Source organism: Paenibacillus sp. 8b26 (genome assembly GCF_050626875.1).
Lineage (GTDB): Bacteria > Bacillota > Bacilli > Paenibacillales > Paenibacillaceae > Paenibacillus.
This window is the reverse complement of record NZ_CP192445.1, coordinates 878471-903630: the sequence shown is the minus strand read 5'-3', so window position 1 is coordinate 903630 and position 25160 is coordinate 878471. Positions and strand designations below refer to the sequence as shown.

The following is a 25160-nucleotide window of genomic DNA, read 5'->3' as shown; positions in this document are numbered from 1 at the left end:
TGACGATATGAATAATTTGCGGTCGGTTGGTGTTATCGGAACAGGGAAATACGTGCCTGAGAAAATATTGACGAACAAAGATTTGGAAGCAATCGTGGAAACAAGTGACGAATGGATTGTCAGCCGTACAGGGATTCAGGAGCGCCACATTGCGGCTCCAGAGCAGGCTACGTCCGATTTGGCTTATGAAGCAGCGATTAAGGCATTGGCATCCGCAGGTATGACGGCACAGGATTTGGATCTGATCATTGTTGCTACGGTTACGCCGGACATGGCATTTCCTTCGACTGCCTGCATTCTTCAGGACAAGCTCGGAGCCAAAGGCGCAGCAGCTTTTGATTTGTCTGCGGCATGCTCAGGGTTTGTATATGGGCTGGCAACTGCGACGAGCTTTATTAAGACGGGCATTTATAATAATGCGTTAATCATTGGGGCAGACTGTCTTTCCCGGATCACGGATTATACAGACCGCAATACTTGTGTTCTTTTTGGAGACGGTGCAGGGGCGGTAGTAATTGGTGAAGTACCTGAGGGTAGAGGATTCCAATCCTTTGATCTTGGTGCCGAAGGAGCAGGAGGCGGATTGCTTAAGCTGGAAGCTGGCGGTTCACGTTTGCCTGCAAGTGCGGATACCGTAGAAAACAAGCAACACTATATTTATATGAACGGACGCGAAGTGTTCAAGTTCGCGGTACGTGTTATGGGAACGGCAACTGTCGATGTGCTTGAAAAAGCGGGGCTTTCCAAAGATGATATTGATTTGTTCGTTCCGCATCAAGCCAATATTCGTATTATTCAATCGGCGATGCAGCGTTTGGATCTACCGGAAGAAAAGGTTATCATTAATGTTCATAAATATGCGAATACATCAGCTGCATCAATTCCTCTTGCGCTTGTAGAAGCAGCCGAGGAAGGCCGCATGAAGGAAGGCGACCGGGTATTAATGGTGGGCTTCGGCGGTGGTTTGACTTGGGGCGCGTCGGTTCTTGTCTGGTAAGAAAGCGGCGGGTTTGATACAATATTGATTTTGTCGGGTACTTTACAGGACAAGCATTGGATACAGAGAGGTGCATACACGATGGGCAAAACGGCATTTATATTTCCCGGTCAGGGTTCACAAGCTGTAGGTATGGCTAAAGATGTTTATGAAGCGGTTCCTGCGGCAAGAGAAGTGTTCCGCCAAGCGGACGAACGGTTAGGTTTTGCGCTAAGCTCACTAATTTTTGAAGGTCCAGATACAGCCTTGAAGCAGACATCCAATACGCAGCCTGCGCTGTTGACGGCGAGCATTGCGTTGTATGAAGCGTTCAAGGAAAAGGGCATTCGCCCTGATTACGTGGCTGGGCACAGTCTTGGAGAATACAGTGCCCTCGTTGCTTCTGGCGTACTTGCCTTTGAAGATGCAGTTGAGATCGTTCGTACTCGTGGGGAGTTCATGGAGCAAGCTATTCCTGACGGACAAGGTGGGATGGCTGCTGTACTGGGAGCCGACCGTGAAGCGCTGGCGACACTATGCCGTGATATTACGGAATCCGGTCAACTGGTCGAATTGGCGAACATCAACTGCCCGGGGCAGATTGTCGTATCCGGTACGAAGGAGGGCGTAGTCGCTGTCGCTGAACGCGTGAAGGAAGCGGGTGGCAAGCGTGCTATTACTTTGGAGGTCAGTGGTCCTTTTCATTCTTCGTTGATGAAGGAAGCAGCGATTAAGTTGTCTGGCAAGCTGGAAGACGTGGCTTTTTCCAAAGCACAGGTTCCGGTTGTAGCCAATGTCACAGCGAAACCTGTGCGTGAGGGTGGCGAAATTCGCCAGCTACTGGTCGAGCAGGTCTATTCCCCGGTATTGTGGGAAGACAGTGTAGCATGGCTGCTGGAGCAGGGAGTTGACACTTTTGTCGAGTTCGGACCGGGCAGTGTTTTGACCGGACTGGTTAAAAAGATCGACAAAACGGTTAAGCTGTATAATATAAGCAGCCTGGAATCGCTTGTTTCGGTAACGGAAGCCTTGGAGGCCCGTTAAAAGTAGCAATTATCGCCTTAACGGTTATATACTTGCAAGGGGAGGCTGGATGATGTCTAAGCCATTAAGTGGAAAAACGGCGCTCGTTACAGGGGCGTCACGGGGGATCGGCCGCAGTATCGCATTGGCGTTAGCTGAAGCAGGCGCTAATGTAGCGGTAAATTACGCTGGTAGTGAAGCGGCTGCGGCAGAGGTTGCGGAGCAAATTCGTGCCAAAGGCGTGGAAGCTATTACGGTTCAGGCTAATGTTGGTCGCGCCGACGAGGCAGATCGGTTAATCAAGGATGTGATTGGCGCTTGGGGCAAGATCGATATTCTGGTGAATAATGCCGGAATAACAAGAGATAATTTAATCATGCGTATGAAGGAAGAGGAGTTCGATCAGGTGATCGAAACGAATCTGAAAGGTGTGTTTAATTGCCTCAAGGCAGCGACTCGACCGATGATGAAGCAGCGTTCCGGTCGGATCATCAATATTTCTTCCGTTGTCGGCGTACTCGGCAATGCAGGACAAGCCAACTATGTGGCTGCCAAAGCAGGAGTGATCGGTCTTACCAAATCGTCCGCGAGGGAGCTTGCTTCGAGAGGTATTACAGTCAACTGCGTAGCCCCGGGATTCATTGATACCGAAATGACACAGGTGCTTGCTGATGATTTGCGTGACAATATGCTCAGCGGTATTCCGCTGGCCCGTCTCGGACGGCCTGAGGAAATTGCGGATGTGGTGCTATTTTTGGCCTCTGATGCTTCCTCATACATGACGGGCCAGACTTTGCATGTGGATGGCGGCATGTACATGTAGCTACATGTAGCTAATCCGCATGCCCCGAAGAAGAGTAGTGATTGAAAACTCTCTTCTATGGCATTTTAATTGTAATTTTCGTATAATACCTAAGGAGGAGGTGAGCCGGATGTCCGACGTATTGGAGCGCGTAAAGCGCATTGTCGTTGACCGTTTGGGAGCCGACGAAGCCGAAGTTACACTTGAAGCATCTTTCAAAGATGATTTAGGCGCTGATTCTCTCGATGTAGTTGAATTGGTTATGGAATTGGAAGATGAGTTTGATATGGAAATCTCTGATGAAGATGCAGAGAAAATTACAACCGTAGGTGAAGTTGTAAAGTACATACAATCTCATACCTAATTCAAGTCAACAAAAGTCCCGTTCTGTTACAGGCGGGACTTTCTCCTAATCATACAGATTGAACTAAAGACGGAATTGCCGCGTGTTCTTGAGCTTGGCTCGGCATGACTTAGTCAAGGGTGGGAGTATGCGGCATTACTAACTTTAGTTGATTCTATATTATTTTTGCACACAAGAGCGTAAGGCCTTGAAATACAATATGCAGTAGACATAGAGGTGATTATCTTTGAAACAACGTGTTGTCATAACAGGAATGGGTGTAATCACTTCGCTGGGACAGGATTTGAACACACTGTGGGATAATCTGATGGCTGGAAAATCTGGCGTCAGTGAAATCGAAGCTTTCGATACCAGTGAATATACAACGAAAATTGCGGCTTCTATTAAGGATTTTAATCCTGAGGATTATATAGAGCGCAAGGATGCCCGAAAAATGGATCGTTTTGTACAATTCGCCGTTGCCGCCAGTAAATTGGCACTCAAGGATAGCGCACTCGTAATCGGAGAGAACGCCGATGCCGAGCGTGTTGGTGTATCCGTTGGCTCCGGTATTGGCGGATTGGGTACCTGGGAGGATCAGCACAATGCGCTGATTGAAAAAGGACCTAAACGCGTAAGCCCTTTCTTTATCCCGATGATGATTGCTAATATGGGTTCCGGTCAAGTGTCGATTTCACTCGGCGCTAAAGGACCTAATACATCACCGGTTACGGCTTGTGCAACGGGTAGTCATGCGATCGGCGATTCGTTCCGCATGATTCAGCGTGGTGATGCTGACGCTATGATTTGCGGCGGAGCTGAGGCAACTATTCGTCCGATTGGAATGGCTGGCTTTTGTTCGATGCGGGCGATGTCCACTCGTAATGATGAGCCTGAGAAGGCAAGCCGTCCTTTTGATACAGACAGAGACGGATTTGTTATGGGCGAAGGCTCCGGTGTTCTGATTCTGGAATCGTTGGAGCACGCATTGAAGCGCGGCGCACGTATTTACGGCGAAGTGATCGGCTATGGTCTGTCCGGCGATGCACATCATATGACAGAGCCAGATCCGGATGGTGCAGCACGCTGTATTAAAATGGCGATCCGCGACGCAGGGTTGAATCCTGAAGATATTGATTATATCAATGCCCATGGTACATCTACACCAGTCGGTGACAAATCAGAAACAGAAGCAGTTAAGAAAACGCTTGGAGACCACGCCTATAAAGTGGCGATTAGCTCAACCAAGTCAATGACGGGGCACTTGTTGGGTGCCGCCGGTGGCGTTGAGGCCGTGATCTGCGGACTGGCTCTTCAGCACCAGACTATTCCGCCGACGATTAATCTGGATAATCAGGACCCGGCTTGTGATCTGGATTATGTACCTAACGAGCCGAGAAAAGCGAAACTAAATGTCGTGATGTCCAATTCCTTTGGTTTTGGCGGTCACAATGCTACGGTTATTCTAAAAAAATATGAAGCGTAAGGGGTCAGTTCGTTGAGTGGAGACTTGAAGCAATTACAGCAGAAACTTCATATTCAATTCAACAACCGGCAGCTTCTGAAGCAGGCCTTTACGCACGCTTCCTACGTAAACGAACATCGGTTCAGTCAGCATGCAGACAATGAGCGGCTTGAATTTTTAGGTGACGCTGTTCTGGAGTTGACTGTATCCGAGCAATTGTACAATCAGTACCCTAATCGGCCGGAAGGCGAACTGACCAAGCTGCGTGCAGCCATTGTCTGTGAGCCTTCTTTGGTAAAATTTGCTGTCGGACTTGAGTTCGGGCAATATGTACTGCTTGGCAAAGGTGAAGAGCTGACAGGCGGACGTACTCGTCCGGCTCTGTTGGCCGATGTATTCGAAGCGTTCGTAGGCGCGCTATATTTGGATCAAGGTCTGGATGCCGTCCGGTCGTTTCTGGAACGTTATATTTTTCCTCAAATTGTATTAAACGGTAAGCTACAGATGAGTGATTTCAAAACAGAGCTTCAGGAACTGACGCAGCATCATAACATGGGGATGCTTGAATACAAGATTGTAGAGGAGCGCGGACCTGCCCACGAGCGCGAGTTTGTAGCTGAGGTATATATGGACAGCGAACGGCTGGGTACAGGTACAGGACGCTCCAAAAAAGAAGCTGAGCAGCAGGCGGCGGCAGTAGCCTTAAACCGTTTGAAGCTGGCGGAATCGTAATCGGTACCTGAGCGGCCCGAACGGGTTACACGAGCAGGGGACACAAAGTAAGAGCAAAGGGCAGTCCGCGGGGAGTCCCGGCCCGCAATGGCGAATGGACTGCGTTTTGCTCTTTTTTCGTGGCTTTGCTGCTGTAGCTCTGTATGTCGTTGCCTTGCTTTATCCGAAGTAGTCTTGTGCTACAATAGGAATAATTCTTGTGAATCAGGTAAACGGTGTTGTACAAGCATATTTAAATGTTAGAGGTGAGATTGAGTATGTTTTTAAAGCGCATTGAGCTGGCGGGCTTCAAATCGTTTGCAGATAAAACGGAGATGGAATTCGTCCGCGGCATAACAGCGGTCGTCGGACCCAACGGAAGCGGAAAGAGTAATATATCCGACGGTATTCGCTGGGTACTGGGTGAACAGAGCGCCAAATCACTGCGCGGCGGTAAAATGGAGGACATTATTTTTGCGGGTAGTGATGCTCGTAAGGCCGTTAATTACGGCGAAGTGTCGCTTACGCTGGATAATGAGGATCAGGCGTTGCCGCTTGATTTTGGCGAGGTCACGGTCACGCGGCGTGTGCATCGTAGTGGAGATAGTGAATATTTTATTAACCGACAGTCATGCAGACTCCGGGATATTACCGAGCTGTTTATGGATACAGGTATTGGTAAAGAAGCATATTCCATTATCGGACAGGGGCGTATTGAAGAGATTTTGAGTACCCGTTCCGAGGACCGCCGGGGGATTTTCGAGGAAGCGTCCGGTATTGTTAAATACAAATCACGTAAAAAAGACGCGGTTCGCAAGCTGGATGACACGGAGCAAAATTTACTGCGTATTCATGATTTGGTCAGTGAGCTGGAGGATCAGATCGGGCCGCTCAAGGAGCAGTCGGAAAAGGCGATCCACTATAAGGAGCTGCGGGGTGAACTGAAATCGAAGGAAATTTCGATGTATGTCCATCAGATTGAACAGATTCATACCTCGTGGAGCGATGCAACGTCCAAACTGGCTTTGTTGCAGCAGGAGCAGCTACAGCTGTCTACGGTAGTGTCCCGTCATGATGCGATGCTGGAGAGCGACCGCAATGAGCTGCGTCAGCTGGAGGAGCAAGTGGAGCGGCTGCAAAGTGATCTGTTGCAATACAGTGAAGCTACGGAAAAGAGTGAAGGCTACGGTGAACTGCTGAAAGAGCGTACACGCAATCTGGAGGCAAACAGGGAGCAGCTCATTTTATCACTCAGCACGAGCGAATCACGTCATTCCGAGCGCAAAAGTGAGCTGGATCTACTGAACGAAAAACTGTCTGCATTGACTGTCGAACTTGACGAGCTACGTGAACGGCTATCCGACGAAGAGGCGAAGTTGATTGGTGTCACAGGCGGAATCAGCCAGGAGCAGGAGGAAAGTTTGAAGGGCGGACTGCTGGAACTGATGAATCAGATGGCACAGGCGCGTAACGAAATCCGTTATACCGACCAGCAGAAGGAAGCGCTGGAACGGCGGGTGACTCGCGTAAGTGACGAATCTGGCAAATGGGAAGCCCAGAAAGCCGAACTGGAACAGCGTAAAAAGGGTTTGGAAGCGGCTGTGCAGAAGCTGGGTCAGGAAATCAGCAGTCTGCGCAGCGGATATATTCAGGGAAGCGAAAAATACCAGGCGCTGCAAAAGCTGCTGGAAGAAAGTCAGGGCACTGTCCGCAAATGGGAACAAAAACGTGAGGCCCAAATTTCACGCCGAGATACGATGAAGGAAATGCAGGATGACTTCGATGGCTTTATGCTGGGTGTTAAAGAAGTATTGAAGGCGGCACGCAAAGAAACCCTGCATGGTGTGCATGGGGCGGTAGCAGAGCTGATCCGGGTACCTGAGCATTTGGAACAGGCGATGGAAACCGCTTTGGGCGCTTCGATGCAGCATATCGTGATGGAAAACGAATCGGTGTCCAGACAGGCGATTAGCTTTTTGAAGCAGCGTCAGCTGGGCAGAGCGACATTTTTGCCTATGGATGTTATCCGTCCGCGTCAAATTGGGGCGGGTGAACGCCAGATCGCGGAAGATGCCGAGGGCTTTGTTGGAATCGGTGCGGATCTTGTTCAGTTTGATCAACGGTATGCGGGCATTGTAGGCAGTCTTTTAGGAAATGTGGTTATTGCCCGTACCCTGGAAGATGCAAACCGTATTGCGGCACGTTGCCAATATAGATATCGTGTCGTAACGCTGGAAGGCGATGTTGTCAATGCAGGTGGTTCCATGACAGGTGGTAGCCAATTCAAGAAAAATGCCAATCTGCTTGGACGTAAACGTCAGTTGGATCAGTTGGATCAGGATATTATCGATACGGAGCAACAAATTGTGAGGCTGCGTCAGAGCGCGGTAGATACAAAACGCCAACTGGAAGAGACACAGATTCGTTTGGACGAGCTGCGTCAGGGCGGCGATGTGAAGCGCGGCGAAGAACAGCAGACAGCAATGGAGCTCAAGCAACTGGAGCATGAGCTTCGCCATGTTCTGGAGCAGGTGGCTGCATCTGGTCAGGAGAAGAAGGGTTTTGATCAGGAGATCAAGGAACTGGAAGCTTCCCGTGAAGAGGCGTTGCTGAAATTAGCTGCGCTGGAGGAAGAAGAGAAGAAAACCCACCAGGCTATCCATGCCGCTGAATTTGCCCGTAAGGCCAACGAATCTGCGAAAGAACAGCTACAGGGAGAACTTACGAATCTCAAGGTAAGAGAAGGAAAGCTGGATCAGGAGCGTTTTTCACTGGAAGAGCAGTTGCGTAGACTACGGGGCGATTATGATACCCTTGGCAAGGATTCGAGACAGAACAAGACCTTACTTGCTTCCATCGAAGCTGATCTGCTGACCAATGAACAGGAAAGCGTGAAGCAGATTGAAAACCTCAATCAGTATCGGCTTAAAAAGGAAGAGGCTTCGCAGCAATTGGAATTCAAGCGTGCTGCACGCAGCAGCTTGTCCAAAAAGCTGGAAGTGGCCGAAAATGAGACGAAAGAGCAACGCGTTCAGCTCAAGTCGGTCGAGGAGCAGCTACGCCAGACAGAAATCGGAGTGAACCGGCTTGATGTAGAGCTGGAGAACGTCCTGAAAAAATTAAGTGATGACTATGAACTCAGCTATGAGCTGGCCAAGCAGCGTTATCCGATACCGGAAGATATAGAAGGTACGCAGGCCGAGGTGCAAAGGCTCAAACGCGGTATTTCCGCGTTGGGCGAGGTAAGCCTGGGTGCCATTGAGGAATACCAGCGGGTGCATGAGCGTTATACGTTTCTCGATGAGCAGAAATCTGATCTGGTCGAGGCCAAGACAACGCTCTACCAGGTCATTCGTGAAATGGATGATGAAATGTCCAAACGCTTCAAAGCCACTTTCGATGCCATCCGGCGCGAATTTGGTACGGTGTTCTCCAAGCTGTTCGGGGGCGGACGTGCCGATCTGGTACTGCTTGACCCGGAACGTATGCTGGAGACGGGAATTGATATTGTGGCCCAGCCGCCGGGCAAAAAGCTGCAAAACTTGCAACTGCTGTCAGGAGGAGAGCGGGCGTTAACGGCGATGGCGCTATTGTTTGCCATTTTACATGTCAAGCCTGTCCCATTCTGTGTGCTGGATGAAGTAGAGGCCGCACTGGACGAATCCAATGTGGTGCGTTTTGCCCAATATTTACGGGAGTTCTCCGAACAGACACAATTCATTGTAGTTACACATCGCAAGGGCACGATGGAAGAAGCCGATGTGCTATATGGAGTTACGATGGAAGAAGGCGGGGTTTCCAAGCTTGTATCCGTCAAGCTGGACAATGAGGAAGCAGAGATTGCCTGACATCAAATAACATACTTTCAGATCAACGGAGGGAACCTATGAGTTTCTTTAGGAAATTGAAGGAAAGCATTGCAAGCAAAACCGAATCTGTTACCAAACAGTTCAAGGACGGTCTGGAAAAAACACGCAAAGGTTTTGTTGAAAAAGTGTCGGATCTGATGATTCGTCGCAAGAAGATTGATGAGGAGTTTTATGAGGAGCTGGAAGAAATTCTAATTGGTGCCGATGTTGGCGTCAACACCGTTATGAACCTCATTGAAGACCTGCGGGTAGAAGTGAAAAAACGCAAAATCGAGGACGCATCCGAGCTACAGCCTGTATTATCGGAAAAGCTGTCTGAGCTGCTGCGGGGCAATGACAACAGTCAGCTTCAAATGAGCTCTGACGGGATTACGGTCATTCTGTTCGTCGGTGTCAATGGTGTCGGCAAAACAACAACCATCGGTAAGCTGGCGCATCGTTTTAAACAGGAAGGTAAAAAGGTGTTGTTGGCCGCCGGGGATACATTCCGTGCTGGTGCGATTGAACAGCTGGAGGTATGGGGTGAACGGGCTGGTGTAGAGGTCATTAAGCAGCAATCCGGTTCTGATCCAGCGGCGGTTATGTTTGATGCTGTACAGGCTGCCAAGCAGCGTCAGGTGGATGTGTTACTGTGTGATACCGCAGGACGTCTCCAGAATAAAAGCAATCTGATGGAGGAGCTGAACAAAATTTTCCGCGTGATTCAGCGTGAAATTCCCGATGCTCCCCATGAAGTACTGCTGGTACTCGATGCGACGACCGGACAAAACGCGCTCAATCAAGCCAAAATGTTTGGCGAGAAAAGTGGCGTAACCGGGCTGGTGCTGACGAAGCTGGATGGTACAGCGAAGGGTGGTATTGTCGTGGCGATCCGCCAAGAGCTGAATTTGCCAGTGAAGCTGGTAGGCTTGGGTGAAAAAGTGAATGATCTCCAGCCATTTGATTCCGAGCAATTCGTTCATGCGTTGTTCGCTGGGTTGATTCAGGAAGAAGGCGTAGATGAAACCGCTCCGGATGAGGAAGAACAGGCCTAATCAGGCTTGGGGCTAAGTATGATCTGGTTGCTGCGTGAGATCACAGGGATGTATAATGAAAGAAAAGGGTCTGTCGGCGCTGGATATGAATTTTTTGGATGTAAAAAATATTTCACAGGAAGCCGGGTGAAGAACCAATGGCGAACACCTATACTTATTCCCGCCGGGAAGAAATAGCCAATGCGATCACACATGGAATTGGAGCCGTTTTAAGTGTGGCGGCACTTGTGCTGCTCATTGTTTTTGCAAGCTTGAAAGGGACCACTTGGCATGTCGTCAGTTTCACGATTTACGGAATTACGATGCTGCTGTTATACACCAATTCCACGTTGCTTCATAGTCTGCGCGAAGGAAAATTGAAGGATTTGTTCGAAATATTCGATCATTCTTGCATTTACCTGTTCATTGCAGGCAGCTACACCCCGTTTATGCTCGTTGCCCTGCGCGGGACATTAGGTTGGACGCTGTTTGGCGTTATTTGGGGAATCGCCCTGTTTGGTGTGCTATTCAAGGCATTCTTCACCAAGCGCTTCCTGTTCATGTCTACCGTGTTCTACATCGGGATGGGCTGGCTCATCACGATTGCCTGGAACCCGCTGGTGGCGGCTGTTCCCGCCGGGGGCATGACGCTATTGTTCCTGGGCGGTCTAATGTATACGTTGGGCACAATCTTCTATGTGTGGCGGGCGTTTCCGTATCATCACGCGATCTGGCATCTGTTTGTTCTGGCAGGCAGCGTACTTCATTTTCTGGCTGTTCTGCTGTATCTTACCCCGGTAAGAGTTTAAACCCTAGTAGGGAAAAAGCCGATTCGTACTTCCGTTTAAGGGCAGTGAATCGGCTTTTTTTTGGTTGACAAGGGATAACGCTTGACATCTTCTTTTCTTTTATGTATGATAAGGATCGTTGAAAAGAACTGTAAAGTGTTTTTCCTTGACGATGGAGGTATACGCGATGAGTCAGGAGAATCGGCTGGAAAAGACAAACCGGATTAACCGACTGTTTGACTTCTATGAACCTCTGCTTACGGAGAAGCAACAGATGTTTTTGAAATATTACTTCCATGATGATTTTTCTCTGGGAGAGATTGCTTCGGAATTTCAAATTAGCCGTCAGGCCGTGTATGAGCATATCAAACGTGCCGAGCAGGTACTGGAAATGTATGAGGAAAAGCTCGGGTTGCTCAGTAAACATGAGCGCAGAAGCCGAGAGCTGGAAGAATTGAATACAGCGTTGTATGAGGCGTTCGGTAAAATCGGTAAACCCGATGAAGGCACTCTGCAACATGTTCATCAAATTGTAAATCGCCTGCAGGAATTGTAGGTCATATAGATTAGTAAACAAACAACCCTGGTAGACAAGGAGGTGCGAAAATATGGCATTTGAAGGATTATCGACCCGCTTGCAAAATGTATTTAGTAAACTGCGTGGCAAAGGAAAAGTGTCTGAGGATGATGTAGCTCAGGCGATGCGCGAAGTACGATTAGCTTTGCTGGAGGCGGACGTTAACTTCAAGGTTGTAAAGGACTTTATTGCCAAGGTGAAGGAGAAATCGGTCGGCAAGGAAGTGATGGACAGCTTCACGCCAGGCATGGTAATCATCGACATCGTGAACAAGGAACTGACCGAGTTGATGGGCGGCAGTCAGGCCAAGCTTGCCAAAGCAAACAAACCGCCTACGGTCATTATGATGGTGGGTCTCCAGGGCGCAGGTAAGACGACGACGTCCGGTAAGCTGGCGAAGTTGCTGCAAAAGCAAAATCATCGCCCCTTGCTCGTAGCTGGTGATATATATAGACCGGCTGCGATCAAGCAGTTACAGGTACTTGGCGAGCAGATCAACGCTCCTGTATTTACGCTCGGTGATCAGACAAGCCCGGTGGAAATTGCAAAACAGGGCTTACAGCATGCCAAGGATAACGGTAATGACTACGTTATTATAGATACTGCCGGTCGTCTTCACGTGGATGAAGAGCTTATGGAAGAGTTGCGCCAGATTCATGCGAATGTGAATCCTGACGAAGTTCTGCTGGTTGTTGACAGCATGACAGGTCAGGATGCGGTAAACGTTGCGGAGCACTTTAACACGAGCTTGGAGTTAACAGGGGTTGTACTGACGAAGCTGGACGGCGATACCCGCGGTGGTGCGGCTTTGTCGGTTAAGGCTGTGACTGGATGCCCGATCAAGTTTGCTACATTGGGTGAAAAGCTGGATGCAATGGAGCCGTTTCATCCGGAACGGATGGCTTCACGGATTTTGGGTATGGGCGACATGTTGTCCCTGATTGAAAAAGCGCAATCCAATATCGACGCCGATAAGGCGAAGGAAATGGAGCGGAAAATGCGCAATGCTGAATTTACCTTCGAAGATTTTCTGGAGCAGATGGATCAAGTTAAAAAGCTTGGCCCAATCGACCAGATTCTCGATATGATTCCTGGCATGGGCAATATGAAGCAAATGAAAGATGTTAAAGTGGATGACAAGCAGATGGGCCGGATTGAGGCTATCGTTCATTCCATGACCACACAAGAAAAGCAAAACCCGGACATGATTAATCATAGCCGCCGCAAACGGATTGCTGTAGGCAGTGGAACATCACTGGCTGAGGTAAACCGCCTGATCAAGCAATTTGACGAAATGCGGCGCATGATGAAGCAGTTCTCAGACATGATGGGACCTAAGGGTGGCAAAAACAAAGCCCTGAAGCAGTTGAAGGGTATGGGTAAAGGTATGAAGTTTCCTTTCCGTTAAGGCCATTAGGCCGTTGGAATTATAGGATAACAATATACAGTCTACTTTTTGAAGGAGGTGAATTTTCGTGGCAGTTCGTATTCGTCTGAAACGTATGGGTGCACATAAAGCTCCTTTCTATCGCGTCGTGGTATCGGATTCCCGTTCCCCGCGTGACGGTCGTTTTATCGAAGAAATCGGTTATTACAACCCTATTACAGTACCAGCAGTTGTAAAAATTGATGAAGATAAAGCGTTGAAATGGTTGCAAGATGGTGCACAAGCATCCGATACAGTCCGCAACTTGCTTAGCAAAGCGGGCGTAATGAAAAAGTTTCATGAGCTTAAACAACAGAAATAAGGTGCTGATACGGAGGGTCAACCATGGAAGAATTAGTGATAATCATTGCTAAGGCTTTAGTCGATCATCCGGAAGATGTAACCGTGAAGACCTTGGAGAAGGATCGGCTTGTCGTATATGAGCTTAGCGTGCATCCTGAGGATGTAGGTAAAATCATTGGCAAGCAGGGTCGTATCGCCAAGGCGCTTCGCACTGTGGTTGCATCAGCAGCCGTTAAGATGGATAAACGGGTTACCGTAGACATCATATCTTAAAGATATACGAAAGTGGGTTAGGATGTATGTCCTAACCCTTTTTCGTACATGATGAAGATGATATGGAGCGGGACCGATTACATGCAGGAGGAACACGATGCAGCAATTGTTTAATGTCGGGAAAATTGTGAATACACATGGAATCCGCGGCGAGCTTAAAATATTAACGACGACTGATTTCCCGGAGGATCGTTTTGCCAAAGGCAGTGAGTTGTTGATTATTCTTGCGGATGGTAAAGCGCCGATCCCTGTAACTATTGAAACAGCACGTTTTCAAAAAAATATGGTTGTAGCCAAATTCAAGGAATATCATAACATCAATGATGTTGAAAAGTATAAAGGCAGCTTATTGAAGGTCTCCGCTGAACGGCTAGGCGAACTAGAGGAAAATGAGTTTTATTTTCATGAAGTTGTTGGCTTGGAAGTAGTGACAGAAGATGGAGAAAAGCTTGGTGTGGTGAAGGAGATTTTGACACCAGGAGCTAACGATGTATGGGTAGTCACAATGCCCGATGGCAAGGAACTGCTGGTGCCGTATATAGAAGGTGTCATTTTGGATGTAAACGTGCCTGAAAAACGGGTTACGGTACGGTTGATGGAAGGACTACTGTAATGCGGGTGGATGTGCTGACCCTGTTTCCCGAAATGTTTGACGGTGTATTTAATGCAAGCATTCTGGGAAAAGCAAGGGAGAAGGGAATCATATCACTGCAAGCGGTTAATTTTCGCCAATATGCCGGGAACAAGCATGGTCAAGTGGATGATACACCCTATGGCGGCGGGGGCGGGATGGTATTGAAGCCTGACCCGATTTTCGCTGCGGTGGAGACGTTATTGGATGAATCAGAGCGTCCAACCATATCAGTGAACACAGACGAAGTTGTTCAAGGTAGAGAGGCCAGGTCGAGTGCAGGTTTGAAAGCACCGCGTATTATTTTGATGTGTCCCCAAGGTGTGACTTTTACGCAAAAGAAAGCGGAGGAGTTTGCTAAAGAGGACCATCTTATTTTTATATGCGGGCATTATGAGGGCTATGATGAGCGTATTCGCGAGCATTTGGTGACGGATGAGCTTTCTATCGGAGATTATGTTCTGACTGGTGGGGAACTGCCCGCCATGGTCGCTATAGATAGTGTGGCACGGTTGCTGCCTGGAGTGCTGGGCAATGAAACGAGTGCGGTAACGGACTCTTTTAGTACAGGTCTGCTGGAGTACCCGCATTATACCAGACCTGCTGAGTTTCGGGGCTGGAAGGTGCCTGAGGTGCTGTTGTCAGGACATCACGTTAATATTGATGCCTGGAGACGGCAGGAGGCACTGCGTCGTACGATGGAACGTCGACCGGATCTGCTGGAGCAGGCTGAATTGACAAGCAAGGAACGGCTATGGATAGAGGAACAGCGCAAGATGGATTGATCATGGGAAGAGTGTATTAAAGCGCTGTAGCGATAAGAGGATTTGAAAGCAGGTGCTAACCTGTTTTATAATGTAATTAATTAAATATAATGTTTGGTCAAATCCCTTTTTCTTGTTGCAATGCGGTATCCTCCATGATACAATACATCTGTTGTGTGTAATACGGTGGTCCTCTGTGGATGATGAAGGAAACGGATGTGTTTCCAGAAGATGCATGAACACCTGTACGGAAGGAGGGAGTCATAGATGAATATCGTCCAAGCGATCACTGAAGAACAACTGCGTAAAGATTTGCCTAACTTTCGTCCCGGTGACACTTTGAAAGTGCACGTGAAAGTTATTGAGGGAACTCGTGAGCGTATCCAGTTGTTTGAAGGTGTTGTAATTAAACGCCGTGGTGGTGGAATCAGTGAGACTTTTACAGTTCGTAAAATTTCTTACGGTGTAGGTGTGGAAAGAACTTTCCCGCTTCATTCCCCGAAAATCGATAAAATCGACGTGGCTCGCCGTGGTAAAGTGCGTCGTGCGAAGCTTTATTATCTTCGTGAACTGCGCGGTAAAGCAGCGAGAATTAAAGAAATTCGTCGTTAATACAACGAATAACGAAAGGGGCTTGATTACAAGCTCCTTTCGTTTTTTCTACGTACATAGGGAACTGTGGATTATTGACCGTAAAGAGAGGACAGTGAGCTATGGAGCAAGAAGTAGGACAAGGAGCTATACAGCAGCCGACCGATCAGGATGGTACGCCCAAGCGTAAACCGAAAAATGAGATTTTTGAGTGGATCAAGGCCATCGTTATCGCATTAGTGTTGGTCTTTTTAATCCGTTGGTTTCTTTTTAAGCCGTTTATTGTGGATGGCCCGTCGATGCAGCCTAACTTTCATACCGGAGAACGTGTCATTGTAAATGAAATTTTGTATGATTTCCGTTCCCCAAAACCGGGAGAAGTAATCGTGTTTCATGTACCGGATGAAGGAAGAGACTTCATTAAGCGCGTCATTGCCGTTGAGGGCGATACGGTTAAGGTAGAAGGTGACACGATTACGGTGAATGGTAAACCTATTCAGGAGCCTTACTTGAAAACTCCAGTGGAGGAAGCGCATCAAAATGGTGAGCTTTACAACAAGTTTACAAATTTCCCGAATGAAAATTTTAAGGATGGTAAAGTTCCGGCAGGGCATATTTTTGTTATGGGGGATAACCGTTCCAACAGTACAGACAGTCGGATGATTGGATATATTGATTTGAAAGAAATCGTCGGACGTGCTGATGTTATTTTCTGGCCGGTGAAGGATATGAAGTGGATTAACCACTAGAACAACTAATATGCAGCATAGCTGCCGTAATCCTGACGCATAACCCTATGGGGAACGGTTAGGAGTTACGATCAATGAGGTGATGACGGTGACGATTCAATGGTTTCCTGGTCATATGACCAGAGCGCGCCGCCAAATTGAAGCAAAATTAAAGCTGATTGATTTGGTAATTGAGCTGATTGATGCTCGTTTGCCGCTTTCCAGCCGTAATCCAATGATTGATGATATTTTGCAGGGCAAGCCGCGAATGATTATTTTAAATAAGGCAGATTTGGCAGACCCGGTCGTATCACAGCAGTGGATTGCCTACTTTAAGGAGCAGGGGCATATCGCTTTTCAGGTGGATGCTACAACAGGTACAGGAATGAAAGAAATTCCGGTTCAGGCCAAGTTGCTGCTCAAGGAAAAGATAGATCGGCAGATTTCTAAAGGTATGAACCCACGTCCTATGCGTGCTTTGATTGTTGGTATTCCGAATGTCGGTAAATCAACCCTGATCAACCGTATGGCAGGACGTAGCATTGCAGCTACAGGCGATCGTCCCGGAGTGACGAAGGCACAGCAATGGATCAAGACTGGTGAAATTGAGTTGCTCGATACACCGGGTATTTTGTGGCCCAAATTTGAGGATCAGAATGTTGGTTATCGTCTGGCGGTTACAGGCGCGATCAAGGAAGAGATTTTGAATGTTGAGGATATCGCTTTTTTCGCGACAAAATATTTGGTTCAATATTACTGGGATGAGCTGGCAGCGCGCTTTGAGCTGACTGAACGTCCCGAGGATACGGAAAATGCTGATGAAATTGTCAGTGTCATGGAAGCGATTGGACGTAAACGCGGCTGTATTGTCAGCGGTGGACGTGTAGATCTCGAAAAGTCGTCAAAAATCATTTTACGAGAGCTGCGTGCAGGTAAGCTGGGACGCTTCAGTTTGGAAGCTCCTTACTGATTCTGCCAGATGTACCGGATACACAACATAGCATAGTGTGGCAAGGAAGAACCTTCCCCATCTCTCCGGAGAGAGGAAGGTTTTTTGGTATGTGAAGGCAGGTTAACGAAAAGGGTTTTGGGATGGACAGGTCTGTGTTAAGCTGAATAAAATTGTGCAGAACTATGGCGTGAATTAAGCGCCAAACTACATATAGATAGGCGGGTATGGAGTATGGAAGAAAAAGTGGTAGCGGTAACGGACATGCTGCGCTATGAAAAAGAGTTCTGGGAGCAATCCTATGAGCGCATCGCTGGTATTGATGAGGTAGGCCGAGGGTGTCTGTTCGGGGATGTTGTGGCAGCGGCGGTCATTTTGCCGAATGGTGAGCTGCTGGAGGGCGTGGATGATTCCAAAAAGCTGACGGACAAGAAGAGGGAAACCTACTATGAGCTGATTATGGAGAAGGCCATTGCCGTAGGAGTCGGGTATGTGGACGCACGAACGATTGATGCCATCAATATTAAGCAGGCTGCTCGTTTGGCGATGAAGCAGGCAGTTGAGGCATTACAGGTATCTCCTGACTATTTGCTTGTAGATGCAGAAAAGGTAGACTTGTCTATTCCCCAACTCTCTATTATTAAAGGAGATGCGAATAGCCAATCTATTGCTGCGGCTTCAATCATTGCCAAGGTAACCCGTGATCGGCTGTGCAAAGGTGAATGGGATGCAAAGTACCCGGAATATGGGATTGGCATACATAAAGGTTACGCTACCAAGCTACACAGGGAACAAATTTTGGCGCTGGGACCTACAGCGATGCATAGACGCAGCTTTCTTGGGAATTTGTTGATCGAGCAACCGACGTTGTTTGACCTATAAATACTTATTATGAGTCGGGACTGTGCCGATATAATGTATACCCAATAAAATAGAGCCCTTGAACATAGGGCATAAAGAGAGGAGGGACCTTATGAATATCGGTTCTGTATTTCGAGGATTACTTGGTGATGCGAAGGCGGGAGAGACTAAAAAGCTCGATATGCAGCCAGGTCAGGTCGTTCGGGGCGTCGTATTAAAGGTGTCTGAGGACGGCGGTGAAGCTGTACTGCAAATTCAAGGTTCCCAGGTCAGGGCCAAGCTGGAAACCCCTCTTCAACCTGGACAGTCCACATTACTTCAGGTTCAGCCAGCTTCGCCCAGTGGAATGACTGTGCTTAAGCCTTTGAACGATGCAGCCAACACAGGACAGCAGACTGTAGCGTTGGCAGATGTACTGGATTCGGTGGGGCTACCGGATACAGCGCAGAACAGAGAACTGATACAGGCGATGCAAAAGAATGGTGTACCGTTGACATCGGAAAATGCGGCTTCTTTACGGGACGCTTTGGCGAAGCAGCCGGGAAAAGTACAAATGGAGACGTTTGTACAGGCAGCAGCGGTTGCCTTTCAACGTGGCTTGCCATTGACGGTGGAAAGTATAAACGGTTTGCGACAGGCGATGTTTGGCCCTCCTTTAAATGATCTTTTGTCTTCGCTGGAGCAGGAGCTTGAAGCGGTATTCAAGCAGCAAGGACAAGGAGCATCTGCTGACCGTATAGCGGGAGAAGCAACAGCGGTAAAGGGGGCTGGCCGAATGTCCCTTGCTCCATCAGGGGCTTCTTCATATGTTGTTGCAGATACACCAGAAGGCCAAGTTCCTGTATTGTCCAAGGATGCCGCTGCTGTTGCTGTTGCTACAAAGCAGGCAGAAGTGGCACAGGCAGCAGGAGGCAAGGAGACGCTGAAAGGGACTCAGGCGGCAAATCTTGCTGCTATGGTGGGTGAAGCGGGCGCTTCGGCGACAGACACGGATGCTCCGACTGGAACTGCTGCACCTGTAGCTAAAGGTGCAGTCTCTGGGGAAGCAACGGTAGCTAATGGGCGTGGAGCCATAGCCACGGAGGTGGTGGTGGATTCTGGTGCAAATGTGCCTGAATCAGGCGCTGATGCACTAAGGGCTTCACGAGCCGGAGCGGAGCAGCCTCAAGCTGCCACGGCGGGTACACAACAGCCCAAGGGCACCGAAGGCACTCCGACTGCGGCAACGGCAGAGCCTGCCGGGGCGAAGCCCGCTGCAAACGCCGCTACGGCCGAACGTGCCGCCGCGCAGCTAGCTGGCGGCTTTGCGCCGCAGGCCGCTGCGGGCAACGCGGCCACACCGGAGGCGCCTCTCCAGCGGCTGCGCACGCTGCTGCAAGAGCTGCGCTCGGCGGTGCCTCCCGCGCTGGGCACGGCTGCGCCGGAACAGCCCGCAGCAGAAGCGCCGCAGCCTACGGCTGGCGCTCTGCGGGCTACGGACACCGCTGCTACGCAGCCAGCGGCGTCCGTGGCGTCCAGCACGCAGCTCACCCCCACGGAGGACCCGTGGGTGGGCCGCGTGCTCAAGCTGCTCGGTGCAGAGCACGAGCAGCAGGTACACCGCGCGGCTGCACAGACCGTGCAGGGAACGGCGGCGACCCGTATGGAGCCGCCGGAAGGGACGCAGCCGCTGCCGGGATTAGCGACTGCGGCGGGCGGTACGGTGTCAGCGGACGCCGACACCGTAAAGGGGGCGCTGCTCCAGTTGATGGGCAGCGATGACCTGCCGCCTGCCCTGAAAGAGGCGGCGCAGCAGGTCGTGCAGCACCTGACGGGTCAGCAGTTGCTGCTGAATACGGACCGTACGGCCCCTTTTGCACAGGTACACATGTTTATTCCATTTGTCGGTCCGGATGGTCGTGAAACAGCTACGATCCAGATTCAGTCTCGACGTGGTAAACGTGGGGAGCTGGATGCATCCAACTGCCGACTTTGGTTTGATTTGGACATGAAGGCGCTAGGGCCGACATTGGTGGATGTGCAAGTCGTGGACCGGATTGTGAGCCTCAAGCTCCATAACGATCAGGATTGGGCCGCTTCGCTGTTGACCAGTGGGCGTGAAACCATTCATACGGCGCTGGAATCACTAGGGTATCAGCTTTTATCGCTGCGCACCGAACCGATGCCGGTAAGGACTAGACAGGAGAGCAAAGGTCTGGCCTCTTCGGAGGTACAAAGCTATGTGCCTCAGCCGTATAAAGGAGTCGATCTTAAAATATGAAAGAGCCGTTAGAGGCTCCTTCTCCTTCTAGGAAGAAGGCTGTCGCCCTTAAATATACTCCCGGTGAGAGCGAAGCCCCTATCGTCGTTGCCAAAGGCAGTGGTCGTATTGCGGATAGCATTTTAGAAAAAGCCAAAGAGCACGGCGTTCCCGTTCAAGAGGATGCCGCACTGGTTGAGGTATTGTCCAAGCTTGACTTGGATGAACAAATTCCTGCTGAGCTATATCAATTGGTGGCAGAGGTGCTCACCTATATATATCAAATGGATAAGCTTGCTCCAAGGGATGACACCTGATGAGGAACGACATGAGGACCGGAGGCAAGGATCAACGAAAAGCCAAAGGAGCTTTGGGTGAACAGGCAGCGGCTTCGTTTTTGGAAAATCTGGGTTATCGTATCATAGAGCGTAACTGGCGATGTCGTAGCGGAGAAATGGATCTGATTGCCGCGCAGCATGATATTCTCGTGTTTATTGAAGTACGCAGCCGAAGTAGCTCCAATTATGGAACGCCAGCAGAATCAATCACTGCACGTAAAATAACCCAAGTTCGCCAGACAGCCGCTGTTTATTTGCATATGAACGGAATTGAGGATGTTCCAATTCGTTTTGATATGATCTCTGTACGATTGATTGACGAAACCGCGGTCGTCACGGACCATATAATCGAGGCATTCTAAAAGAGCGATAAATTTTTTGAAGGTTCATTTCAAATTTTTATATGCACAGGTTGACAGGAAGGAATGCTAAAGGTATATTTTATTGAGAATGGTTATCATTTTGATTTATAGTTATAGTGAACATTCACGAGCTATTCCTACAAAGGAGGATATACGTGACAGAGCATACCTTTAGTGAACATGTCATAGATGTAATTCAGGAACGACGGACCATTAAACGGTTCAAATCCGACCCCATTCCAGTAGATACCATTAAAGAACTGCTGGATGTTGCTGTATGGGCCCCCAATCATAAAATGCGCGAGCCATGGCGTTTTCTCTTGTTTGCCGGTGACGGCCGGAAAAAACTTGCTGAAGCTATTGAAGCCGATATTGGCAAGGATAACAAGTTCGAAAGTGGCATTTTGCACAATCCGATTCAGCTTTTAGTTGTGTTGGAGGAAGATCCGCGTCAGGCAGTTTGGGATGAGGACTTTGCAGCGGTTAGTGCCTTTGTACAAAACTTTATGCTTGCCGCATGGAGTAAAGGAATCGGAACGTTTTGGGTCACAAAGCCTTTTCTTTATTCACCGAAATTCCGCAAGCATTTGGGAATTCAGCCTGGTGAGAAGATCATCGGCATGGTATATGCAGGTTATCCTGAAGTCATTCCAGAACCAAGACCACGTATTCCAGCAGCGGATAAGCTAACCCTGTTTGACAAATAATCTTTTGTCGAATAACCTTGATTAGACAGCTATATGAATTAAAAATGTACATGATATTTGCAGCAGATGAAAATTTGGAAGCACCTTTTTTCATATATGCAATGCTCCCCGTGGGAGACATTTCAGTATGAGGAGAGGTATTTTTTTGTTATGTATGGAAAACTACATGGAGCTTGTCTTTATGGAATAGACGGTGTTCTGATTGAAGTTGAGACTGATTTGTCTAATGGGTTGCCTCAAACTGCAATCATCGGATTGCCGGATTCGGCCATTCGAGAGGCTGTGGAGCGTGTAAGAGCAGCGATCAAAAACTGCGGTTTCAAATATCCGTCCCAGCGTGTAACCATAAATTTGGCTCCTGCTGATTTACGTAAGGAAGGCTCATCCTTTGACCTTGCTATCGCTTTGGGACTGTTGACAACCAGCGGACAAGTCGTTTTACCTGCGGGGGAACGGACGCTATTTATCGGTGAACTAGCATTGGACGGCAGTATTCGCCCCGTGAACGGGGTATTGTCTATGGTTGATTTGGCCAAGCGAGAAGGATTTCATTCGGTACTGCTTCCCGAGGAAAATGCAGGTGAAGCACGCCTGATCACGGGTATACGTATTTACGCTGTTCGTCATCTGATGGATCTCATTCCAGCAAAAGATCACGGACAATACGCTATTGAAGGCCAATCAAAAGATCCGAATTCTAACTACCTATCTGATCCAATTAATGACGAGCTCACTAACCAAGTCACTAATCAAGTCATTAAGAAATCTAATGATCCAGCTCCTATTCCAGTCTCGAATCAAGCTGAAAATCATGATCAAGACAAACGTATTAATGCTAGACAGCAGATCATTATCCATGCTTATGACCATTTGCCTCAGGCAGATCAAATACCTATGGGTGAGGTCAAAGAGATAATTGACGCTATGGAGGATTACAGCGATGTATTAGGTCAGCTACACGCTAAACGAGCGTTGGTTATCGCTGCTGCCGGGATGCACAATATCATCCTTATCGGGCCTCCAGGTGCCGGAAAAACGATGCTTATCCGCAGGCTGCCATCCATTTTGCCGCCCTTGACCGGAAAAGAGGCACTGGAGGTTACCAAAATATACAGCGCCGCCGGGAAGTGGAAGGAGTCATCGCCTCATTTAATGAACATTCGCCCCTTTCGTTCACCTCATCATACGATTTCTGCTGCTGGACTGGTGGGAGGAGGCGGCATTCCCAAGCCGGGAGAAATTAGCCTTGCACATCGGGGGATTTTATTTCTGGATGAGTTGCCTGAGTTTAGTCGCCATGTGCTAGAGGTGCTGAGGCAGCCGTTGGAAGATCGCAATGTGACAATCAGTCGTTCACGTGCAGTTTTTAAGTACCCGGCACATTTTTTACTTGCAGCTTCTATGAACCCGTGTCACTGCGGCTTTTTCGGAAGTGATACGCAACATCAGCGGTGTACCTGTTCACCTGCTGCGGTAGCTCGCTATCGTTCGCGTATTTCTGGTCCATTACTGGACCGGATCGATCTTCAGCTTGAGGTATCGCAACCGAAGGACTGGCGTGAGGAAAAGGAGTCACTGTCGTCCGCTGAAATGCGAAGACAGGTACTAGCTGCTCAAGCGATACAAATCCATAGATACAGCAAGCTTCCTTTTTCATGGAATAGCGAACTATCCGGTCAAATGCTCCGTAAATATGCGGTATTAGAACATAACGCGGCAGAGCTGCTTGATCAGACGATGGATGCACTCGGTTTAAGCATGCGTGCGTATGATCGAATTCTCAAACTGTCACGCACCATTGCAGACTTGAATCAATCAGAGAAGATCACCGTGTCGCATGTAGCTGAAGCCATTCAATATCGGAATATGGACAGAGCACATGCCAGTTTTTCAGAAGAATAAAACGGTATAGAAATAACGCTATGTCCATATTTTTTATGTAAGACAAAAAAAAGCTCCAGACGCAAAGTTCTGGAGAAGAAAAAAAGATTATGACAACGTGATTATACAATAAGTATATCAGTTTCGTATATACGATTATGCATCATCTGCCATGTTACTTGATGGAAGAAAAACCAGCTGTCAATCCTTTGTTGTGAAGGTGTAGCTGAAAGTATACAAAGCCTCCGAACCAGAAACTGCTCGGAGGCTTTTTTATATAATTCGGATTAGAGCACGTTCAGCTTCACTTCGATATTACCGCGGGTAGCGCGGGAGTAAGGACACTGTTCGTGTGCGCCTTCTACCAGTTTTACCGCTGTTTCATGGTCAACACCTTTCACCAGAACATCAAGGTTCATTCCGATTCCGAAGCCGCCGTCTTCAACTTTACCGAAATTGACCGTTGCTGTTACTTCGGTACCTTCATGTTTAATACGCTGCATGCGGGCAACCATATTCAAAGCACTGTCAAAACACGCTGAATAGCCTGCTGCAAACAATTGCTCCGGGTTCGTACCCGTGCCGCCTGCACCGCCCATTTCTTTTGGTGTATCAATATTTAGACGAAGTTCAGGGGAAGAAGACTCGACATAACCATTACGTCCTCCAACCGCTTTCACTGTGGTTTCGTACATTTTTTGTTGAATGGTCATCATAATCCAATCACTGCCTCTCGCTCAATTTATATTTTACACAATTTAATTTATCAAAATAATTATCTTTTGTAAAGTATTTTGTGCAATTAGCATGTTTTTTGTTATATAATGTGCTAAAATAATGATGAAAGCAGGTGATCTGACAGCATGGACAACAATCATAATGAAGGTGCAGCATTAAAACTTGATAATCAATTATGCTTTGCCATATATGCGTGCTCCAGAGAGATTACGAAGCTATACCAGCCTTATCTGGAAAAGCTTGGTGTGACATACTCACAGTATTTGGTGCTCATCGTGCTGTGGGAGCGCGAGGAATGTACAGTGAAGGAATTAGGCGAGGCGTTGTATCTGGACTCAGGGACACTAACCCCGTTATTGAAAAGATTGCAGAATGCCGGACTCATTGACCGGAAGCGTTCGACTCAGGATGAGCGTAAGGTGCTGATTTCTTTGACTCCTGAAGGAAGTGCATTGCGGGAAAAAGCGCAATCTGTACCGGGATGTATTCAGGAAAAAACAAGCATGACCCACGATCAATTCGGCTCGCTCCTGTTTCAGTTCAATGATCTGCTGGACCGAGTTCATGAAGCGAATGTGCAGGTTGAAAAACCATAATAGGCATTTTCGGTTACTTTTAAGAATCTTATTGTTATGTAGCCGCCTGTAACTGGGTGAAGAAATGCTCGGATGAACTGAAGTACCTCTCATACGGATTTAATAAATCCCGAACTTGAAGAGGTACTTTTTTGTTTGTATTCTATTAAAATGAATATCCATTAATATCCAAGCATTCGATTTTGGGAATGATATTGATATCAAAA

At 48.3% G+C, this 25160-nt stretch carries 26 protein-coding genes; 25 read left to right on the top strand and 1 reads right to left on the bottom strand.

The genetic code is table 11. The features are described from left to right. The first annotated feature begins 7 nt into the window (after positions 1 to 7). The 24 genes from ACQ4MX_RS03815 to ACQ4MX_RS03700 all read left to right on the top strand — a co-directional run bounded on the left by ACQ4MX_RS03815 (position 8) and on the right by ACQ4MX_RS03700 (position 23641). Positions 8 to 997: a beta-ketoacyl-ACP synthase III gene (locus ACQ4MX_RS03815; RefSeq protein ID WP_044644902.1), complete on the top strand. Its 990-nt coding sequence runs from the start codon at positions 8 to 10 to the stop codon at positions 995 to 997. An 81-nt stretch (positions 998 to 1078) separates the two neighbouring features. Beyond that, the gene (fabD, locus tag ACQ4MX_RS03810; protein WP_431089444.1) at positions 1079 to 2020 is read left to right on the top strand and encodes an ACP S-malonyltransferase; all 942 of its coding nucleotides are present in this window, start codon (positions 1079 to 1081) and stop codon (positions 2018 to 2020) included. 52 nt (positions 2021 to 2072) lie between these two features. After that, positions 2073 to 2822 (top strand): 3-oxoacyl-[acyl-carrier-protein] reductase, encoded by a 750-nt coding sequence (fabG, locus tag ACQ4MX_RS03805; RefSeq protein WP_044644900.1) that lies wholly within the window; start codon positions 2073 to 2075, stop codon positions 2820 to 2822. Between the two features lie 109 nt (positions 2823 to 2931). After that, entirely contained in the window at positions 2932 to 3165 is a 234-nt protein-coding gene (locus tag ACQ4MX_RS03800) for an acyl carrier protein (protein WP_007429985.1), read from the top strand. A gap of 226 nt (positions 3166 to 3391) precedes the next feature. Beyond that, positions 3392 to 4630 (top strand): beta-ketoacyl-ACP synthase II, encoded by a 1239-nt coding sequence (fabF, locus tag ACQ4MX_RS03795; RefSeq protein ID WP_431089443.1) that lies wholly within the window; start codon positions 3392 to 3394, stop codon positions 4628 to 4630. A gap of 12 nt (positions 4631 to 4642) precedes the next feature. After that, on the top strand, positions 4643 to 5341 hold the full coding sequence (rnc, locus tag ACQ4MX_RS03790; RefSeq protein WP_014281046.1) for a ribonuclease III: 699 nt from the start codon (positions 4643 to 4645) through the stop codon (positions 5339 to 5341). 257 nt (positions 5342 to 5598) lie between these two features. Continuing rightward, on the top strand, positions 5599 to 9168 hold the full coding sequence (gene smc, locus ACQ4MX_RS03785) for a chromosome segregation protein SMC (protein ID WP_431089442.1): 3570 nt from the start codon (positions 5599 to 5601) through the stop codon (positions 9166 to 9168). Positions 9169 to 9206: 38 nt separating this feature from the next. Next, positions 9207 to 10223, top strand: coding sequence for a signal recognition particle-docking protein FtsY (ftsY, locus tag ACQ4MX_RS03780; RefSeq protein ID WP_431089441.1), 1017 nt, complete (start codon positions 9207 to 9209; stop codon positions 10221 to 10223). 137 nt (positions 10224 to 10360) lie between these two features. After that, positions 10361 to 11011, top strand: coding sequence for a PAQR family membrane homeostasis protein TrhA (gene trhA, locus ACQ4MX_RS03775; RefSeq protein ID WP_134910191.1), 651 nt, complete (start codon positions 10361 to 10363; stop codon positions 11009 to 11011). Between the two features lie 166 nt (positions 11012 to 11177). Continuing rightward, positions 11178 to 11546, top strand: a complete 369-nt coding sequence (locus ACQ4MX_RS03770; protein WP_431089440.1) for a putative DNA-binding protein — start codon at positions 11178 to 11180, stop codon at positions 11544 to 11546. Positions 11547 to 11598: 52 nt separating this feature from the next. Beyond that, positions 11599 to 12975, top strand: a complete 1377-nt coding sequence (ffh, locus tag ACQ4MX_RS03765) for a signal recognition particle protein (protein ID WP_014281050.1) — start codon at positions 11599 to 11601, stop codon at positions 12973 to 12975. Between the two features lie 67 nt (positions 12976 to 13042). Further along, a complete protein-coding gene (gene rpsP, locus ACQ4MX_RS03760; RefSeq protein WP_014281051.1) occupies positions 13043 to 13315 on the top strand; it encodes a 30S ribosomal protein S16 in 273 nt (90 codons plus the stop codon). A 23-nt stretch (positions 13316 to 13338) separates the two neighbouring features. Then, positions 13339 to 13569, top strand: coding sequence for a KH domain-containing protein (locus ACQ4MX_RS03755; RefSeq protein WP_013309863.1), 231 nt, complete (start codon positions 13339 to 13341; stop codon positions 13567 to 13569). A gap of 97 nt (positions 13570 to 13666) precedes the next feature. After that, positions 13667 to 14182, top strand: a complete 516-nt coding sequence (gene rimM / locus ACQ4MX_RS03750) for a ribosome maturation factor RimM (protein ID WP_431089439.1) — start codon at positions 13667 to 13669, stop codon at positions 14180 to 14182. Then, complete coding sequence (gene trmD / locus ACQ4MX_RS03745) at positions 14182 to 14985, top strand: tRNA (guanosine(37)-N1)-methyltransferase TrmD (protein ID WP_431089437.1); 804 nt, start codon at positions 14182 to 14184, stop codon at positions 14983 to 14985. Before rimM ends, trmD begins: the two co-directional genes overlap by 1 nt. 246 nt (positions 14986 to 15231) lie before the next feature. Further along, a complete protein-coding gene (gene rplS / locus ACQ4MX_RS03740; protein WP_010346403.1) occupies positions 15232 to 15576 on the top strand; it encodes a 50S ribosomal protein L19 in 345 nt (114 codons plus the stop codon). 101 nt (positions 15577 to 15677) lie between these two features. Beyond that, a complete protein-coding gene (lepB, locus tag ACQ4MX_RS03735) occupies positions 15678 to 16304 on the top strand; it encodes a signal peptidase I (RefSeq protein WP_431089435.1) in 627 nt (208 codons plus the stop codon). 88 nt (positions 16305 to 16392) lie between these two features. Beyond that, positions 16393 to 17253: a ribosome biogenesis GTPase YlqF gene (ylqF, locus tag ACQ4MX_RS03730; protein WP_014281056.1), complete on the top strand. Its 861-nt coding sequence runs from the start codon at positions 16393 to 16395 to the stop codon at positions 17251 to 17253. Between the two features lie 192 nt (positions 17254 to 17445). Beyond that, positions 17446 to 18114: a ribonuclease HII gene (locus ACQ4MX_RS03725; protein ID WP_431091246.1), complete on the top strand. Its 669-nt coding sequence runs from the start codon at positions 17446 to 17448 to the stop codon at positions 18112 to 18114. A gap of 91 nt (positions 18115 to 18205) precedes the next feature. After that, the gene (locus tag ACQ4MX_RS03720; RefSeq protein WP_431089434.1) at positions 18206 to 20353 is read left to right on the top strand and encodes a DNA ligase; all 2148 of its coding nucleotides are present in this window, start codon (positions 18206 to 18208) and stop codon (positions 20351 to 20353) included. Beyond that, positions 20350 to 20649, top strand: coding sequence for an EscU/YscU/HrcU family type III secretion system export apparatus switch protein (locus ACQ4MX_RS03715; protein ID WP_134910176.1), 300 nt, complete (start codon positions 20350 to 20352; stop codon positions 20647 to 20649). The genes ACQ4MX_RS03720 and ACQ4MX_RS03715 overlap by 4 nt, the downstream gene beginning before the upstream one ends. Further along, positions 20649 to 21032 (top strand): YraN family protein, encoded by a 384-nt coding sequence (locus ACQ4MX_RS03710; RefSeq protein WP_431089432.1) that lies wholly within the window; start codon positions 20649 to 20651, stop codon positions 21030 to 21032. Before ACQ4MX_RS03715 ends, ACQ4MX_RS03710 begins: the two co-directional genes overlap by 1 nt. A 155-nt stretch (positions 21033 to 21187) precedes the next feature. After that, positions 21188 to 21739: a nitroreductase family protein gene (locus ACQ4MX_RS03705; RefSeq protein ID WP_431089430.1), complete on the top strand. Its 552-nt coding sequence runs from the start codon at positions 21188 to 21190 to the stop codon at positions 21737 to 21739. A gap of 150 nt (positions 21740 to 21889) precedes the next feature. Continuing rightward, positions 21890 to 23641 (top strand): YifB family Mg chelatase-like AAA ATPase, encoded by a 1752-nt coding sequence (locus ACQ4MX_RS03700; RefSeq protein WP_431089428.1) that lies wholly within the window; start codon positions 21890 to 21892, stop codon positions 23639 to 23641. Positions 23642 to 23907: 266 nt separating this feature from the next. Here ACQ4MX_RS03700 and ACQ4MX_RS03695 read toward each other — a convergent pair whose 3' ends face one another. Further along, a complete protein-coding gene (locus tag ACQ4MX_RS03695; protein ID WP_431089426.1) occupies positions 23908 to 24336 on the bottom strand; it encodes an organic hydroperoxide resistance protein in 429 nt (142 codons plus the stop codon). Between the two features lie 147 nt (positions 24337 to 24483). On the opposite strand from ACQ4MX_RS03695, the gene ACQ4MX_RS03690 reads away from it, so the two are divergent. Beyond that, a complete protein-coding gene (locus ACQ4MX_RS03690; RefSeq protein WP_431089425.1) occupies positions 24484 to 24954 on the top strand; it encodes a MarR family winged helix-turn-helix transcriptional regulator in 471 nt (156 codons plus the stop codon). The last annotated feature ends 206 nt before the right edge of the window (positions 24955 to 25160 follow it).